The following is a 15,224-nucleotide window of genomic DNA, read 5'->3' on the forward strand; positions in this document are numbered from 1 at the left end:
CATAGGGCGGGCCCGAGAGAGGTAATTGCGACATCCATGTCTGCAGTTGAAATTGAAGACGGCATTTTCGAGTCGACCGCCGTCATCGACAACGGGAGCTACGGCACCCGGACCATCCGCTTCGAGACCGGCCGCCTCGCACGTCAGGCCGCCGGCTCCGTCGTCGCCTACCTGGACGACGAGACCATGCTCCTGTCGGCCACCACGGCCAGCAAGAGCCCGAAAGAACACTTCGACTTCTTCCCGTTGACCATCGACGTCGAAGAGCGCATGTACGCCGCGGGCCGCATCCCCGGCTCGTTCTTCCGCCGCGAGGGCCGCCCCTCCACCGACGCGATCCTGACCTGCCGTCTGATCGACCGGCCGCTGCGCCCGTCGTTCGTCTCCGGCCTGCGCAACGAGATCCAGGTCGTCGTCACCATCCTGAGCCTCGATCCCAAGGATCTGTACGACGTGCTGGCGATCAACGCCGCATCGGCGTCGACCCAGATCTCGGGTCTGCCGTTCTCCGGTCCGGTGGGTGGCGTTCGCGTCGCGCTGATCGACGGCCAGTGGGTCGCCTTCCCGACGGTCGAGCAGCTGGAGAAGGCTGTGTTCGACATGGTCGTCGCCGGCCGCGTGGTCGACAGCGACGTCGCCATCATGATGGTCGAGGCCGAGGCCACCGACAATGTCATCGACCTGATCGCCGGTGGCGCGGGTGCTCCCACCGAGGCCGTGGTGGCCGAGGGCCTGGAGGCCGCGAAGCCGTTCATCGCCACACTGTGCAAGGCGCAGCAGGAGCTGTACGAAGCCGCTGGTAAGGAGACCGCCGACTACCCGGTGTTCCCGGACTACGCCGACGACGCCTTCCAGGCCGTCGCTGCGGTGGCCACCGACGCGCTGTCGCAGGCGCTGACCATCGCCGGCAAGCAGGAGCGCGAAGAGCGCACCGACGAGATCAAGGTCGAGGTGCTCAGCCGGTTGGCCGAAACCTACGCCGGCCGCGAGAAGGAGATCGGCGCGGCGTTCCGCTCGCTGACCAAGAAGCTGGTGCGCCAGCGCATCCTGACCGACCACTTCCGCATCGACGGCCGTGGCATCACCGACATTCGCGCCCTGTCGGCCGAGGTCGCCGTGATCCCGCGGGCGCACGGCAGCGCGCTGTTCGAGCGCGGCGAGACCCAGATCATGGGTGTCACCACGCTGGATATGGTCAAGATGGCTCAGCAGATCGACTCGCTCGGTCCGGAGACCAGCAAGCGCTACATGCACCACTACAACTTCCCGCCGTACTCGACCGGTGAGACGGGCCGCGTGGGTTCGCCGAAGCGCCGCGAAATCGGCCACGGAGCGCTGGCCGAGCGGGCCCTGATGCCGGTGCTGCCGAGCGTCGAGGAGTTCCCGTATGCCATCCGTCAGGTCTCGGAGGCGTTGGGCTCCAACGGTTCCACCTCGATGGGTTCGGTCTGTGCCTCCACCCTGTCGCTGCTGAACGCCGGTGTGCCGCTGAAGGCCCCGGTCGCCGGTATCGCCATGGGCCTGGTGTCTGACGACGTGGAAAACGAAGCCGGTGAGACCGAACGTCGTTTTGTCGCGCTGACCGACATCCTGGGCGCCGAAGACGCCTTCGGCGACATGGACTTCAAGGTCGCCGGTACCAAGGAGTTCGTCACCGCGCTGCAGCTGGACACCAAGCTGGACGGCATCCCGTCCAAGGTGCTGGCCGGTGCCCTGGCCCAGGCCAAGGACGCGCGTCTGACCATCCTCGACGTCATGGCCGAGGCCATCGACGAGCCCGATGAGATGAGCCCGTACGCGCCGCGCATCACCACCATCAAGGTGCCGATCGACAAGATCGGTGAGGTGATCGGGCCCAAGGGCAAGGTGATCAACCAGATCACCGAGGAGACCGGTGCGAGCATCTCCATCGAGGATGACGGCACCGTGTTCGTCGGCGCCTCGAACGGCGAGGCGGCGCAGGCGGCGATCGACAAGATCAACGCCATCGCCAACCCGCAGCTGCCGAAGATCGGTGAGCGGTTCCTCGGCACCGTGGTGAAGACGACGGACTTTGGTGCGTTCGTCTCGCTGCTGCCGGGCCGTGACGGTCTGGTGCACATCTCCAAGCTCGGCAAGGGCAAGCGCGTCGCGAAGGTCGAGGACGTCGTGAACGTCGGCGACAAGCTGCGCGTGGAGATCGCGGACATCTCCGCGGACAACCGTGGCAAGGGTCAGAAGATTTCGCTGGTCCTGGTGGATGACGAGAATGCGGCGGCAGCGGATTCGAACGCCGCCGAAGCTGGATCCGATTCGGAGACCGCACCGGCAGATGCCGCGCCTGCAACCTCCTAGTCAGAATCTGCGCGACGGCCGGGGCTCTGCTGTCTCTCCCGAGACAGCGCTCATGGCCCCGGCCGCTGTGCGCAAGACGACTCTCCCCGGCGGGCTCCGGGTCGTCACCGAACACCTGCCGCACGTGCATTCGGCGTCGGTCGGTGTGTGGGTCAACGTCGGTTCACGCGACGAAGGCCCCAGTGTGGCCGGTGCGGCACACTTCCTGGAACACCTGCTGTTCAAGTCGACCCCGACGCGCACCGCTGTCGAGATCGCCCAGTCGATGGACGCCGTCGGCGGTGAGCTGAACGCCTTCACTGCGCGCGAGCACACCTGCTACTACGCCCACGTGCTCGACAGCGATCTCGGGCTGGCCATCGACTTGGTTTCGGACGTCGTGCTCAACGGTCGTTGTGCCGCAGCAGATGTCGAGCTGGAACGCGACGTGGTGCTCGAAGAGATCGCGATGCGTGACGACGATCCCGAGGACACCCTCGCCGACGTCTTCCTCGGCTCCATGTTCGGTGCGCACCCCGTGGGCCGTCCGGTGATCGGCAGCGTCGAATCGATCATGTCGATGACCCGGAACCAACTGCACTCGTTCCACGTCCGCCGGTACACCCCGGACCGGATGGTGGTCGCGGTCGCCGGGAACATCGACCACGACGAAGTTGTGTCGTTGGTGCGCAAGCACTTTCGGCCGCATCTGGTGCGTGGTCGCAAGCCAGTGCCGCCGCGCAAGGGGGCCGGCCGGGTGCCAGGGACGCCGACACTGCAGTTCGTCAAGCGTGACTCCGAGCAAGCTCACATGTACCTGGGTGTACGCACCCCTGGGCGCAACTGGGAGCACCGGTGGGCGCTGTCGGTGCTCAACACGGCGCTTGGCGGCGGGCTGAGTTCCCGGTTGTTCCAACAGATTCGGGAGAACCGCGGACTGGCCTACTCGGTGTACTCCACGATCGACACCTTCTCCGACGCCGGTGCGCTGTCGGTGTACTCGGCGTGCTTGCCGGATCGCTTCGACGAGGTGGCGCGGGTGACCACCGAGGTGCTGGAAGACGTTGCCCGCGAAGGCATCACCGCCGATGAGCTGCGTATTGCGAAGGGTTCGATGCGCGGCGGGCTGGTGCTGGGGCTGGAGGATTCCGGTTCCCGGATGCACCGCATCGGGCGCGCCGAGTTGAACTACGGCAACCACAAGTCGATTTCGGAGACCCTCGCGTCGATCGACGCGGTGACGCTCGAAGAGGTCAATGCCGTTGCGCGCGAACTGCTGACGCGGCCCTTCGGTGCAGCGGTGCTGGGCCCGCACCGGTCAAAGCGCTCACTGCCGAAGCAGCTGCGCTCCATCGGCTAGCGAGTTGTGCACGCAAGTCCGCGTTCGGCGCGGATTTGCGTGCACAAATCTCAGCGGCTGAGCCGCAGCGAGTTGTCGCGGCGCAGCACGAAGAAGTACGGCTGAGACTGGCCGCGGAGGTCCATGGCGCCCAGGACGGCGTCGTCGCTGAGCTTGCGGAAGACATCCATGATCGGCAGCTGGTCGTAAACCATTGTGGCGGTGTCGACACCGCGGTAGCGGGTGGTGCGCAGCCGGGCCTTGGCGGACCGGGCCTGCAGCAGCGGACGCAGGGCGGCAATCGGCTTGGCCACGTGAAGCCGGTGCAGCATCGGGATTTTGGCGGCAAGCCCGACACCGGAGAATGCGAGTACCGGGTTGAGCGGCCACAGCGACTGACCAGAAACGTCGGGGAACAGCAGCGGGTGCACCGTCTCGCTGTCAATGAATTGCTTGCCCCACCATCCGCTGGCTTCTAGTAGGCCGTCCATGGGGTGGCCGGTGGGTACTTCTGCGCCATGCCAGGTGCCGATCATGAAGTCGGGTTCAACGGCGGGTGCGGCGTCGAAGATCTCGAGGGCTGCGGCGGTCGTGGTCGGCGGCGTGGGCAGCAATTCCTGCAAGAGCATGGCGATGACAATACTTGACAGGTGTCAAGAGAGCGATTTGTGCACGCAAAGGGACGCGTAGCGCACCTTTGCGTGCACACATCGCGGGAAAGTCATCGCCCGGCCAGCGCGGCACTGCGCTGACCGGGCGATGGGTGCCAGGTTTGTGGGGTTTGTGGGTTTTCAGTACTCGACGTGGCCCAGTGGCAGGTCGAGGTCCGCGGCGACCTGGCCGCACAGCAACTCGCCGTCGTGCGTCGACAGGCCCTTGGCCAGTGCGGCGTCGCCCCGGCAGGCCGCCTGCCAGCCCTGGTCGGCGAGCTTGAGTGCGTACGGCAGGGTCGCGTTGGTCAGTGCGTAGGTCGACGTGCGCGGCACCGCTCCCGGCATGTTCGCCACGCAGTAGAAGACCGAGTCGTGCACGGCGAAGGTCGGGTCGTCGTGCGTGGTGGGCTTCGAGTCCTCGAAGCAGCCGCCCTGGTCGATCGCGATGTCGACCAACACTGATCCTGACTTCATATGCGCCACAGTCGAATTGGTGACGAGCTTGGGCGCCTTGGCGCCGGGGACCAGCACCGCACCGATCACCAGATCGGCCTGCTTGACGGCGTCTTCCAGGTCCAGGCTCGAGGAGTACCGGGTGTGGATCCGGCCGCCCCATTCGGCGTCGATCCGGCGCAGGGTGTCCAGGTTGACGTCGAAGACGGTGACCTGCGCGCCCATGCCGCTGGCGATCTGTGCGGCGTGCAAGCCCGCCGTGCCACCGCCGATGACGACGACGGTGGCGGCAGCGACGCCCGGCACGCCACCCATCAGGACGCCGCGGCCGCCGTGGCTGCGCATCAGGTGGTAGGCGCCGACCTGGGCGGACAGCCGGCCTGCGACCTCGCTCATCGGGGCGAGTAAGGGCAGGCGGCCGTCGGCGGTCTGGACGGTCTCGTACGCGATCGCGGTGGTGCCCGACGCGAGCAGTGCGTCGGTGCATTCGCGTGAGGCGGCTAGGTGCAGGTAGGTGAACAGGGTCTGACCCTTGCGCATGCGGTGGTACTCGGCCGCGATGGGCTCTTTGACCTTGAGTAGCAGATCGGACTCAGCCCAGACCTGGTCCGCGGTGGTGAGAATTTGTGCGCCGGCAGCCTTGAAGTCGTTGTCTGCGATCGCCGAACCTTCGCCGGCGCCCGCCTGGATCAACACCTCGTGCCCGTGCCTGACCAGTTCGGCGACGCCGGCCGGGGTGATGGCCACCCGGTACTCGTTGTTCTTGATTTCGGTCGGGATACCGACGTGCATCTGGGGTTCTCCTCAGGTGGATCAGGTGATGCCCTAAGTGTGAATAAACGCCGACTTACCTGCAATATCTGTGATTATAATTCTCAGTATGGCGCTGGTTTCTGAACAATCTTCGAAGACGAGGACTCACGAGGCGTCCCAGCCGAAGGATGTTCAGCCGGTCGAACTCGACGACGTCGATCGCCGCATCGTCACCGCTCTGCACGCCGACGCGCGCATGCCCAACAGTGCACTGGCGGAGCTCGTCGGGATCGCCGCGTCGACCTGTCACGGCCGCGTGCGGCGGTTGCAGGAACTGGGGGTGATCCGCGGATTCCATGCCGACATCGATCCGGCGGCCATCGGGTTGGGGCTGCAGGCGATGATCTCGGTGAGTCTGCAATCGGGCGCCCGCGCGCGCATCCGCGACTTCATCGCCCATATGCGGCGGCTGCCGCAGGTGATGGACGTGTATTTCCTGGCCGGCGCCGACGACTTCATCCTGCACGTTGCTGCGCGCGACACCGCGCACCTGCGCGCGTTCGTGGTGGAGCATCTCAACGCCGACGCCGATGTGGCCGGCACCCAGACGTCGTTGATCTTCGAGCACCTGCGCGGCGCTTCGCCGTTGTAACCGGTTGCCGCGGCTCAGGATTGGGTCGCGGCCTTGAGTTCGGCGAGTGCCTCACGGATGTGCTCGGCGAGGCTGCGGTCGGCCGGATCGGTGAGCCAGTGTTCGAACGCCACCTTGAACACCGCGATGCCGGCCTCGGCGACCAGGCTGGCCGCGGGGTCGGCGACACCGCGGCGGCGCAGCGCGTCCCGAATGGTCGCCGCCAGTGCTGCGAGCTTGATGAGTTCGCGTTCTTGCAGGCTGGGGTTGGCGCTGATCACGGCCTGGCGCTGGCGTGCATGCGGGCGACGTTCGGCGAAGAAGTCGGACACTGATTCCAGCGCCGCTGCGACGGCATCGAGGGGTGCGGCGGCCGCGGGAGCATCGTCGATGGCCGCCTCCAGCGCCTCGGCGAGTTCGCGTCCCCGAAACAACACTTCCCGTTTATCCGTGAAGTGCCGGAAGAAGGTGCGTTCTGTCAGGCCTGCTCGGGTGGCGATCTCGGCCACCGTCGTCTCGTCGAAGCCCTGCTGCAGGTACAGCTCCAGGGCCGCCTGCTCCAGGCGGCCCTGCGCGTTCGGTTCCCAACGGCCCACGGGCGGATTGTAGGCGATGTCAGTCACTGTCACCGTGAGTGATGACAGTGACTGACATTGGGTGTACGTTCGGTGATGTCATGGACTGACATCACTTGAGGAGCTGAAACCATGCGCATATTCGTCACCGGCGCCAGCGGGCACATCGGGTCCGTCGTCGTCCGCGAGCTGCTACAAGCAGGCCATCAGGTCACCGGACTGGCCAGGTCGGACGCCTCGGCGAGTGCCCTCACCGCGGCCGGCGCGCAGGTGCACCGCGGCACTCTCGACGACCCCGCCGGGCTCGCTGCCGCGGCCGCCGCCTCTGACGGCGTCATCCACCTGGCTTTCAAGCACGACTTCTCCAACTACGCCGACTCGCTCCAGGCCGACCTGCGCGCGGTCGAAGCCATGGGGGAGGCCCTGACGGGCACTGGCAAGCCGTTCGTGAACACTTCGGGCACCCTCATGCTCGCCTTCGGCGCGCCGGGCCGGCTCGGTACCGAAGATGCTGACGTGGACAGGTCGGCGCCGCGGGGCGCATCTGAACTGGCCACGCTCGCGCTGGCCGAACGAGGCGTGCGGTCATCGGTCATCAGGCTCGCTCCGACGGTGCACGGGGACACCGATCACCACGGCTTCATCCCCACTCTCATCGAATTCGCCCGTGCGGCAGGACGATCCGGGTATCTGGGCGACGGCTCGAATCGATGGCCGGCGGTACACACCGTCGACGCCGCGCGGCTCTATCGACTGGCAGTGGAATCGGCACCCGCCGGCTCGGTGTTGCACGGGGCGGCTGAACAGGGGATCGCCTTCCGCGATATCGCCCAGGCCATCGGTGATGGGCTGGGTGTGCCGGTGCAGGAGATTCCGTCCGACCACGCTGCGGCACAGTTCGGCTTCCTCGCCGGCTTCGCCGCGCTCGACAACCCGACATCCAGTGAACGGACACGGGCCATGCTCGGCTGGGATCCCGTGCAGCCGACCCTGCTCGAAGACCTCAAGGCCGGCCACTACTTCGCGCCTCGCGCGAGCTGACGCGGCGGAACGGCTAGCTGCTGACCAGCTCCGGGTGGAACTTGGCCACCAGCCGGCGCATGCCGTCGCGCCAGTCGACCGACGTGCCGCCGATCAGTTCGTGCATGCGCGTGGTGTCCGACGGGCCCCCGCTCAGGGCATTCGGGTCCTCGGTGAACACCGGCTCGCGGCCGACCAGCTCGCCGATGTACGTGCACCATTCCTGCAGGCTGACGGTCTGATCGCCGCACCAGTTCACGGTGGTGGCGGGCACCGACGCCACGCCCAGCAGCTTGGGCAGGGTCGACAAGATGTCATCTTCGTGGATCGGGTTGTACCGCGCCGGACCACCCGGCGGTACCGGGATCGGGATACCCGCCAGGATCATCTCCATGTGATAGAACTGCCAGCCGCCGTTGTCGCCGTAGGGCACGTTGAACCTGGCGATGGTGGCCGGCAGATCCAGCGCCCGCGACATGGTGCGCACCACCGTCTCGCCTGCGATCTTGGAGATCGAGTAGGTGGGGAAGAGGTGCTTGTGGTTGTCGCCCAGCACCGTCGATTCCGCGCGCGGCTCGTCATCCGGCGGGTCGTACACCGCGGCCGACGACGTATGCAGGAAGGCCTTCGCTCCACGGCAGTGCGCCATGAGTAGGCCCACCGACTCCGCATTCGCGGCGAGGTCGGCGTCCCACTGGCCGCTCTTGGCCACCGCCATGTTGACCACGTAGTCGAAATCCGTTGGCAGTGCGCTGAAGTTGCCATCGGTCAGGTTGACCGTCTCGCAGCGGACACCGGCCCGCTCGAGCTGCTGGCGGGCCTGCGTGTTGTTGAACCGGGCGACGCCCCATACCTCGTTGTCGATGGCCAGGGCTGTGGCGATCGGGGTGGCCACTTGTCCGGTGACTCCGGTGATGAGGATCTTGGCGCCGCGCATAGGGCTGATGGTAGGACGGGCTGTTCCCCGTCGCTGCGCTCGCCCCCGGACAGTTAGGGTTGACCTCATGCGAGTCGGAGTTCTGGGTGCCAAGGGCAAAGTCGGTGCGACCATCGTCGACGGTGTGGAGGCCGCTGACGACCTGACGTTCACGGTCGGCGTCGACGCAGGTGACGAGTTGAGTCTGTTCACCGACAGCGACACCCAGGTCGTCGTCGACTTCACCCATCCCGACGTCGTGATGGGCAACCTGAAGTTCCTCATCGACAACGGCATTCACGCCGTCGTCGGGACCACGGGCTTCACCGAGGAGCGCCTCGCGCAGGTCCGTGACTGGGTGGCCGCCAAGTCCGGCGTCGCCGTGCTGATCGCGCCGAACTTCGCCATCGGCGCGGTGCTGTCCATGCACTTCGCCAAGCTGGCCGCGCCGTTCTTCGAGTCGGCCGAGGTCGTCGAACTGCACCACCCGCAGAAGGCCGACGCCCCGTCGGGCACCGCGACCCGCACCGCGCAGCTGATCGCCGAGGCGCGAAAAGGCTTGCCGCCCAACCCTGATGCCACCACCACCGGCTTGGAGGGTGCGCGCGGCGCGGATGTCGACGGCATCCCCGTCCACTCCGTGCGACTGCGCGGTCTGGTGGCGCACCAGGAGGTGCTGTTCGGCACCCAAGGTGAGACGCTCACCATCCGGCACGACAGCATCGACCGCACGTCGTTCGTGCCGGGCGTGCTGCTCGGCGTTCGTGAGGTTGCCAAGTACCCCGGACTGACCATCGGCATCGAGAACCTGATGGGGCTGTGACGGGCCGGTGATGACCAAACCGAGCTCGCAGGTGTTCCGCATCCAGCTGGTCGTCGCATTTCTGTGCGTGGCGCTGGTGGTCTACTTCGTGATGCTCGGGCGCTCCGGCGTCATCCTCATGCGGTCCGGGGAGCCCGCCGCGATCGGACTCGGCATCGGCATCTTCGTGCTGCCGTTGATCGGCCTGTGGGCCATGGTCGCCACCCTGCGGGCCGGTTTCGCACACCAGCGGCTCGCTCGGCTGGCCCACGACGAGGGCGTCGAACTCGACGTCAGTGACCTCCCCAAGCGCCCGTCCGGCCGCATCGAACGCGACGCCGCCGACGCGCTGTTCGACTCGGTACGCCGCGAGGTTGAGGCCACGCCCGACGATTGGCGGGTTTGGTACCGCCTGGCCCGGGCATACGACTATGCGGGTGACCGCAGCAGGGCCCGGGAGACCATCCGCAAAGCCGTCCAACTGGAGCAAGCATCACGGTGAAACTGCTTGTCGTGCACCACACCCCATCTCCGCACTGTCAGGAGATGTTCGAGGCGGTGCTCGCCGGGGCCACCGATCCCGAGATCGAGGGCGTGGACGTGGTGCGGCGCCCGGCGCTGACGCTCTCGGCCGCCGACGTGCTGGAGGCCGACGGCTACCTGCTGGGCTCGCCGGCGAATCTGGGCTACATGTCGGGCGCGCTCAAGCACGCGTTCGACCAGATCTACTACCCGTGCCTCGATGCGACACGCGGCCGGCCGTTCGGCCTGTGGCTGCACGGCAACGAGGGCGCCGAAGGCGCAGAGAAGGCCGTCACGGCCATCACCACCGGGCTGGGCTGGGCGAAAGCGACTGAGTACGTGGTGGTTTCGGGCAAACCCAGCAAGGCCGACCTCGAGGCGTGCTGGAACCTGGGCGCGACGGTCGCGGCGACGTTGATGGGCTGATGGCGTGATTTGCGCCGTACTGGTGACCGGAATGTCCGGTGTAGGCAAGTCGGCGGTGCTGGCCGTTTGAGTCTCCGGCTTGCCTTTCCATGGCGCATGTCGATCCGGCGCCGTCACGACCGGCTGACATTGTCATCACTTGTTGACAGTTCCCGCTGCAAGTGCTACAGGAGAACCTGACAGTCCGGTATTGGTCGGTATAGCAGCGCGTCGTCGCATAAAACGGGGACGTCCGAACGGTCGGCTAGGGTGATTGACGTTTGCGTCGACAGCTGAGGAGCCGACCATGGGAATCGCGGACCTGGCGCTGGGAGCCGCGCCACTGGCCGGAGGTGCGCTGCTCGGCGTCGCGGCAGGCCAGCTCAAACCGCCAGATGTGCGGGCCGCGATCAAAGCCGACATGGACCTGCTGGACCGCATCCCCGTCGAGCAGACCGAACGGCGGGCCGAGTTGCAGCGCGTGATCGACATGCGGATCGATGAACTCGTCGCAGGTATCGATCGCAGCCGCCAACTCAAATCGATGGCGACCGACTACGCCTTCAATCGGGAAGGCCGCCTGCGCGACATTCTCGTCTTCATTCTGGCCGTGCTCTTCGCCATCATCTGGTGGAACGTCAGGCATTCCCGCACCGGCTGGCTGCCGATGTTCATCGCGCTGATCGTCTTCGCCGCATTGTCGGGCTGGTACGCGCTGCGCGGCATCATCCGGGTGCTGGCGCCGGCCATGCGCCGCAACAAGAAGGCCGGCGATGCCGCTCAGTAGTGGTAGGTGTCCGACGGCGCCGATACGTGGTCGGGATCGTCGCCGAACATCGACGGGTGGATGCCGTATGCCTTCGCCAGATCCAGGATCTTGTTGGCGCGGGCGATGCGCGGCAGGTCCGAGCCGTTGCGGATTTCGCCACCGTCGCGCTGGAACTCCGCGAAAAACTCCTGGGCCCAGGCGATTTCGTCCAGTGACGGGGACAGTCCCTCGTTGACTGTCCCGCACTGCTCGGGGGTCAGGCAGATCTTGCCGGTCATGCCGAACTCGATGGACACCGCGGTGGCCTCGCTGAGTTTGCGTGAGCTGGACCCGATGGTGGGGCCGTCGATGGCGCCGGGCAGGTGTGCGGCCTTGGCGGCGATGGTGAACCGCGAGCGGGCGTAGGCCAGCGTCGCCGGGTTGTCGCCGAAGCCGGTGTCACGCCGGAAGTCGCCGATACCGAACGCCAGCCGGAACGTGCCCTTGGCCGATGCGATCTCGGTGATGCGCTCGAGTCCGCGGGCCGTCTCGACCAATGCGACGATCGGCACGTTGGGCAGCCGCTTGGCGGTCTCGGTGACGTGGTCGACGGACTCGACCATCGCCAGCATGATGCCGCCCACCGAGGTCTTCGACAGCATCTCCAGGTCGTCGGCCCACCACGGCGTGCCGAAGCCGTTGACGCGCACCCAGTCGGTGTTGCCGTCGCCGAGCCAGCGGGCCGCGTTGTCTCGCGCCGAGTCCTTGTCCTTGGGCGCTACGGCGTCCTCGATGTCGATGATGACGATGTCGGCGTTGGACCGGGTGGCCGGCGAGAAGCGGTCGAACTGCACTCCGTTGACCAAGAGCCAGCTGCGCGCGAGTACCGGGTCCAGTCGGGATCCGTGCTCGTTGGCGTCGGGTTCGTAAGTGCTGGGCTGGTCATACACATGTCAATCGTCCCGCACAGCGGGAGTCGGGCCGGCCCCGGGGTTACTTCAGCGCCGCGCCGAACACGCGTTCCATTGCTTCCCAGTGTCGCTGCGCCGCGGCCACGTCGTACGCGCCGACGTTGTCGGGCACCGCGAAGCCGTGCGCGGCGGGATAGAACTCGACAGTGTGCTCGACGCCGGCGTCGGTCAGCGCGCGGTCCAGAATCTCGCCCTGCTCGGCGGTGAAGGACCCGTCGTTCTCGGCGGCGGCGACGTAGACGACGGCGCTGATCCGGTCGGCGCGCAGGTGGGGGCTGTCGTCGGTGTCGCTGACCAGCCCGCCGCCGTGGAAGGACAGGGCCGCGGCAACCCGGTGGGGCAGCTTGCCGGCGATGACGAACGAGGTGCGGCCGCCCATGCAGTAGCCGGTGGTCCCGAACCTGTCGCCGCGAACATCTGCGCGTTGCGCGAGATAGTCGAAGAAGGCGCCCGCGTCGGCCGCCATGATGTCTTGGGTGACCTTGCGCATCATGCCGAACAGCCGCCCGCGTTCGCTCTCGTCGGCGAACGCGGTGGCCATGTCGAACGGCGCCCACCCGGCGTCCCGGTAGTAGATATCCGGCACCAGCACCACGTAGCCCAGACCGGCCAGGCGTGCGGCCATGTCATCGAAGGTCTGTCGCGGGCCGCCCGCGTCGGGATACATGACCACCGCGGGCCACGGGCCGGTGCCCTCCGGCGTTGCGACGGTGACGGCACAGGCGCCGTCGGCGGTGGTGATGGTGTCCTTGGTCACGGGCATGGCTTCCGTTCTACTCCTTGCCCCGGAACGTAAGCTGAGGGCGTGGCTGTGCCGACTCCTTACGAAGACCTGCTGCGCCTCGTGCTCAAGCAGGGCACGCCGAAATCCGATCGCACCGGGACCGGCACCCGCAGCCTGTTCGGTCACCAGTTGCGTTATGACCTGGCCGCCGGGTTCCCGCTGCTGACCACCAAGAAGGTGCACACCAAGTCGGTGATCTACGAGCTGCTGTGGTTCTTGCGCGGCGACTCGAACGTGCGGTGGCTACAGGAACGCGGCGTCACGATCTGGGACGAATGGGCCTCGGAGACAGGCGAACTGGGACCTGTGTACGGCGTCCAGTGGCGGTCCTGGCCGACGCCGACCGGCGAGCACATCGACCAGATCAGCGCGGCGCTCGAGATGCTGAAGACCAACCCGGACAGCCGGCGCAACATCGTCTCGGCGTGGAACGTCGGCGAGATCGCCCAGATGGCCCTGCCGCCGTGCCACGCGCTGTTTCAGTTCTACGTCGCCGACGGCAAGCTGAGTTGCCAGCTTTACCAGCGCAGCGCCGACCTGTTCCTCGGTGTGCCGTTCAACATCGCCTCGTACGCGCTGCTCACGCACATGATGGCCGCGCAGGCGGGCCTCGAGGTCGGCGAGTTCGTCTGGACCGGCGGCGACTGCCACATCTACGACAACCACCTCGAGCAGGTGCAGCTGCAGCTCTCGCGGGAGGCCCGGCCGTACCCGGAACTTGTTCTGGCGCCGCGGGATTCGATATTCGACTACCAGTACGAGGACATCGCGATCGTCAACTACGATCCGCACCCGGCCATCAAGGCTCCCGTTGCCGTCTGACGGCGTGCCGGTCCAGGGGGCTCTGGTGACATGTTCGAGCTGGAACCGTCAGCTTTCCTTGACTCGTCAAGGAAAGCTGACCAGTTCAATTCGCAAGTGCCACAGGAGAGCCGACACGCTGACCGCGACACGCGCGGGGGCGGCGCGGTGAAGCTGATCTGGGCCCAGGGCAACGGCGGCGTCATCGGCCGCGGCAATGACATCCCCTGGCAGCTGCCCGAGGACATGGCGCACTTCAAAGAGCTGACCCTCGGCTCCGCGGTCGTGATGGGCCGGCTCACCTGGGAGTCGCTACCCGCCCGGTTCCGGCCGCTGCCCGGGCGCCGCAACGTCGTGGTCAGCCGCGACGCCGACTATGCCGCCGAGGGCGCCGAGGTCGTGACGTCGTTGCCCTCGGCGGTCGACGGCTGGGTCATCGGCGGCGCACAGCTGTACGCGCTGGCATTGCCGTCGGCGACGCGGTGCGAGGTCACCGAAATCGACGTCGACGTGCCGGACGGTGACGCGTTCGCGCCGGCGCTCGACGACACGTGGACGGTGACGTCAGGGCAGTGGCAGACCAGCAAGACCGGGTTGAAGTACCGGTTCTGCAGCTACCGGCGTCAGCTGTAGCCGGCCGGGCACGAGACGTCCAGCGCCCGACACCCGGCGTCGCGGCAATAGGCACGTCGTCGGGCGAGAAGCCTGACGCGCTGGCATCATCTGTGACATGAAGCGACTGGTGAGCTCTGAGCTCAACGTCGACGTGCTGGAACCGACCACGTTGGAGTTTCAGATCGCGGTCGCTCAAAACCCCGGCGCCACGGTCACGGAGGCGCTGTCATTTGTGTTGAACGGCAACGCGATAGAGCCTCGCGAGATCTGCGGAGCACACGGAACCCGCATTCACGCCTTCGAGTCGGCCCCGGGCAATCTGAACGTCCAGTACTCGGCGACGATTGACGGGCACTGTGACCCGGCTTCGGTGACCGAATACGACAGGACGCTGTACCTGCGGCCCAGCCGATACGCCGAAGCGGACAGGCTGTACGGCTTCGCCGCCGCCGAATTCGGCCAGCACTCAGACGCCGCAACCCTGTTGGACAAAATCTGCTACTGGGTTGGATATCGGCTGAACTACGTTCCCGGCTCCAGCGATCCCATCGACGGCGCCGTCGACACCCTGCTCGCCGGAAGAGGAGTGTGTCGGGACTACGCTCACCTGGTTGTCGCGCTGCTGCGCGCCGTGAAGGTCCCGGCCCGCCTGGTCGCCGTATACGCGCCCGGTTGTGTGCCGATGGACTTCCATACCGTCGCCGAGGCGCTGGTCGACGGACAGTGGCGTGTCGTAGACGCGACAGGACTGGCTCCCAGGCAATCCCTGGTCCGCATCGCGACCGGCCGCGATGCCGCCGATATCGCCTTCCTGGACAATCACAACGGCGCCATCAACCTGAACCGCGTCGCGGTCACGGCCGACACTGATGGCGATCTGCCCATCGACTCGACCCACGAACTGGTATCGATCAGCTGACCCG

At 66.7% G+C, this 15,224-nt stretch carries 17 protein-coding genes; 11 read left to right on the forward strand and 6 right to left on the reverse strand.

Annotated elements, in window-relative coordinates; all coding sequences use genetic code 11:
- Positions 1-36: 36 nt before the first annotated feature.
- Together ACX12F_RS11625 and ACX12F_RS11630 are read left to right on the forward strand one after the other, a co-directional pair.
- Complete coding sequence (locus tag ACX12F_RS11625) at positions 37-2,334, forward strand: polyribonucleotide nucleotidyltransferase (RefSeq protein ID WP_459369702.1); 2,298 nt, start codon at positions 37-39, stop codon at positions 2,332-2,334.
- Positions 2,312-3,673 (forward strand): M16 family metallopeptidase, encoded by a 1,362-nt coding sequence (locus tag ACX12F_RS11630; protein WP_459369703.1) that lies wholly within the window; start codon positions 2,312-2,314, stop codon positions 3,671-3,673. The genes ACX12F_RS11625 and ACX12F_RS11630 overlap by 23 nt, the downstream gene beginning before the upstream one ends.
- A 50-nt stretch (positions 3,674-3,723) precedes the next feature.
- On the opposite strand, the gene ACX12F_RS11635 is transcribed toward ACX12F_RS11630, so the two are convergent.
- Positions 3,724-4,281 carry a DUF4334 domain-containing protein gene (locus ACX12F_RS11635; protein ID WP_459369704.1) on the reverse strand — a complete coding sequence of 186 codons (558 nt, stop codon included), beginning with the start codon at positions 4,279-4,281 and terminating at the stop codon, positions 3,724-3,726.
- A 162-nt stretch (positions 4,282-4,443) separates the two neighbouring features.
- Positions 4,444-5,550, reverse strand: coding sequence for an alanine dehydrogenase (ald, locus tag ACX12F_RS11640; RefSeq protein WP_459369705.1), 1,107 nt, complete (start codon positions 5,548-5,550; stop codon positions 4,444-4,446).
- An 88-nt stretch (positions 5,551-5,638) separates the two neighbouring features.
- Between ald and aldR the strand changes: the two genes are divergently transcribed.
- Positions 5,639-6,163 carry an HTH-type transcriptional regulator AldR gene (gene aldR / locus ACX12F_RS11645; RefSeq protein ID WP_459369706.1) on the forward strand — a complete coding sequence of 175 codons (525 nt, stop codon included), beginning with the start codon at positions 5,639-5,641 and terminating at the stop codon, positions 6,161-6,163.
- A 14-nt stretch (positions 6,164-6,177) separates the two neighbouring features.
- Here the strand turns inward: aldR and ACX12F_RS11650 are convergent, their stop codons facing one another.
- Positions 6,178-6,738: a TetR family transcriptional regulator gene (locus tag ACX12F_RS11650; RefSeq protein ID WP_459369707.1), complete on the reverse strand. Its 561-nt coding sequence runs from the start codon at positions 6,736-6,738 to the stop codon at positions 6,178-6,180.
- A 111-nt stretch (positions 6,739-6,849) separates the two neighbouring features.
- Between ACX12F_RS11650 and ACX12F_RS11655 the strand changes: the two genes are divergently transcribed.
- Positions 6,850-7,758 carry an SDR family oxidoreductase gene (locus tag ACX12F_RS11655; RefSeq protein WP_459369708.1) on the forward strand — a complete coding sequence of 303 codons (909 nt, stop codon included), beginning with the start codon at positions 6,850-6,852 and terminating at the stop codon, positions 7,756-7,758.
- Positions 7,759-7,771: 13 nt separating this feature from the next.
- On the opposite strand, the gene ACX12F_RS11660 is transcribed toward ACX12F_RS11655, so the two are convergent.
- Complete coding sequence (locus ACX12F_RS11660; RefSeq protein ID WP_459369709.1) at positions 7,772-8,674, reverse strand: NAD-dependent epimerase/dehydratase family protein; 903 nt, start codon at positions 8,672-8,674, stop codon at positions 7,772-7,774.
- 67 nt (positions 8,675-8,741) lie between these two features.
- Between ACX12F_RS11660 and dapB the strand changes: the two genes are divergently transcribed.
- The 4 genes from dapB to ACX12F_RS11680 all read left to right on the forward strand — a co-directional run bounded on the left by dapB (position 8,742) and on the right by ACX12F_RS11680 (position 11,169).
- A complete protein-coding gene (dapB, locus tag ACX12F_RS11665) occupies positions 8,742-9,476 on the forward strand; it encodes a 4-hydroxy-tetrahydrodipicolinate reductase (protein WP_459369710.1) in 735 nt (244 codons plus the stop codon).
- Positions 9,477-9,486: 10 nt separating this feature from the next.
- Entirely contained in the window at positions 9,487-9,957 is a 471-nt protein-coding gene (locus ACX12F_RS11670) for a tetratricopeptide repeat protein (protein ID WP_459369711.1), read from the forward strand.
- 44 nt (positions 9,958-10,001) lie between these two features.
- The gene (locus tag ACX12F_RS11675; protein WP_459370318.1) at positions 10,002-10,403 is read left to right on the forward strand and encodes a flavodoxin family protein; all 402 of its coding nucleotides are present in this window, start codon (positions 10,002-10,004) and stop codon (positions 10,401-10,403) included.
- 286 nt (positions 10,404-10,689) lie between these two features.
- Positions 10,690-11,169 (forward strand): hypothetical protein, encoded by a 480-nt coding sequence (locus ACX12F_RS11680; protein ID WP_459369712.1) that lies wholly within the window; start codon positions 10,690-10,692, stop codon positions 11,167-11,169.
- Here the strand turns inward: ACX12F_RS11680 and ACX12F_RS11685 are convergent.
- Positions 11,163-12,080: an HpcH/HpaI aldolase/citrate lyase family protein gene (locus ACX12F_RS11685; RefSeq protein WP_459369713.1), complete on the reverse strand. Its 918-nt coding sequence runs from the start codon at positions 12,078-12,080 to the stop codon at positions 11,163-11,165. The genes ACX12F_RS11680 and ACX12F_RS11685 overlap by 7 nt on opposite strands.
- A 43-nt stretch (positions 12,081-12,123) precedes the next feature.
- Positions 12,124-12,864 carry a dienelactone hydrolase family protein gene (locus ACX12F_RS11690; RefSeq protein WP_459369714.1) on the reverse strand — a complete coding sequence of 247 codons (741 nt, stop codon included), beginning with the start codon at positions 12,862-12,864 and terminating at the stop codon, positions 12,124-12,126.
- A gap of 42 nt (positions 12,865-12,906) precedes the next feature.
- Between ACX12F_RS11690 and ACX12F_RS11695 the strand changes: the two genes are divergently transcribed.
- The 3 genes from ACX12F_RS11695 (at position 12,907) to ACX12F_RS11705 (ending at position 15,220) form a co-directional block, all read left to right on the forward strand.
- Positions 12,907-13,707, forward strand: coding sequence for a thymidylate synthase (locus ACX12F_RS11695; protein WP_459369715.1), 801 nt, complete (start codon positions 12,907-12,909; stop codon positions 13,705-13,707).
- Positions 13,708-13,854: 147 nt separating this feature from the next.
- Positions 13,855-14,319: a dihydrofolate reductase gene (locus tag ACX12F_RS11700; RefSeq protein WP_459370319.1), complete on the forward strand. Its 465-nt coding sequence runs from the start codon at positions 13,855-13,857 to the stop codon at positions 14,317-14,319.
- Between the two features lie 97 nt (positions 14,320-14,416).
- Positions 14,417-15,220, forward strand: coding sequence for a transglutaminase-like domain-containing protein (locus ACX12F_RS11705; RefSeq protein WP_459369716.1), 804 nt, complete (start codon positions 14,417-14,419; stop codon positions 15,218-15,220).
- The last annotated feature ends 4 nt before the right edge of the window (positions 15,221-15,224 follow it).

The sequence above is a fragment of the Mycolicibacterium sp. HS_4_1 genome (assembly GCF_054515875.1).

Excerpts from the sequence above, each read along its gene's own strand:
- ACX12F_RS11625 (WP_459369702.1), top strand. The coding sequence starts at position 37 with ATGTCTGCAGTTGAAATTGAAGACGGCATTTTCGAGTCGACCGCCGTC.
- ACX12F_RS11630 (WP_459369703.1), top strand. The coding sequence starts at position 2,312 with ATGCCGCGCCTGCAACCTCCTAGTCAGAATCTGCGCGACGGCCGGGGC.
- ACX12F_RS11635 (WP_459369704.1), bottom strand. The coding sequence starts at position 4,281 with ATGCTCTTGCAGGAATTGCTGCCCACGCCGCCGACCACGACCGCCGCA.
- ald (WP_459369705.1), bottom strand. The coding sequence starts at position 5,550 with ATGCACGTCGGTATCCCGACCGAAATCAAGAACAACGAGTACCGGGTG.
- aldR (WP_459369706.1), top strand. The coding sequence starts at position 5,639 with ATGGCGCTGGTTTCTGAACAATCTTCGAAGACGAGGACTCACGAGGCG.
- ACX12F_RS11655 (WP_459369708.1), top strand. The coding sequence starts at position 6,850 with ATGCGCATATTCGTCACCGGCGCCAGCGGGCACATCGGGTCCGTCGTC.
- ACX12F_RS11660 (WP_459369709.1), bottom strand. The coding sequence starts at position 8,674 with ATGCGCGGCGCCAAGATCCTCATCACCGGAGTCACCGGACAAGTGGCC.
- dapB (WP_459369710.1), top strand. The coding sequence starts at position 8,742 with ATGCGAGTCGGAGTTCTGGGTGCCAAGGGCAAAGTCGGTGCGACCATC.
- ACX12F_RS11670 (WP_459369711.1), top strand. The coding sequence starts at position 9,487 with ATGACCAAACCGAGCTCGCAGGTGTTCCGCATCCAGCTGGTCGTCGCA.
- ACX12F_RS11675 (WP_459370318.1), top strand. The coding sequence starts at position 10,002 with ATGTTCGAGGCGGTGCTCGCCGGGGCCACCGATCCCGAGATCGAGGGC.
- ACX12F_RS11680 (WP_459369712.1), top strand. The coding sequence starts at position 10,690 with ATGGGAATCGCGGACCTGGCGCTGGGAGCCGCGCCACTGGCCGGAGGT.
- ACX12F_RS11690 (WP_459369714.1), bottom strand. The coding sequence starts at position 12,864 with ATGCCCGTGACCAAGGACACCATCACCACCGCCGACGGCGCCTGTGCC.
- ACX12F_RS11705 (WP_459369716.1), top strand. The coding sequence starts at position 14,417 with ATGAAGCGACTGGTGAGCTCTGAGCTCAACGTCGACGTGCTGGAACCG.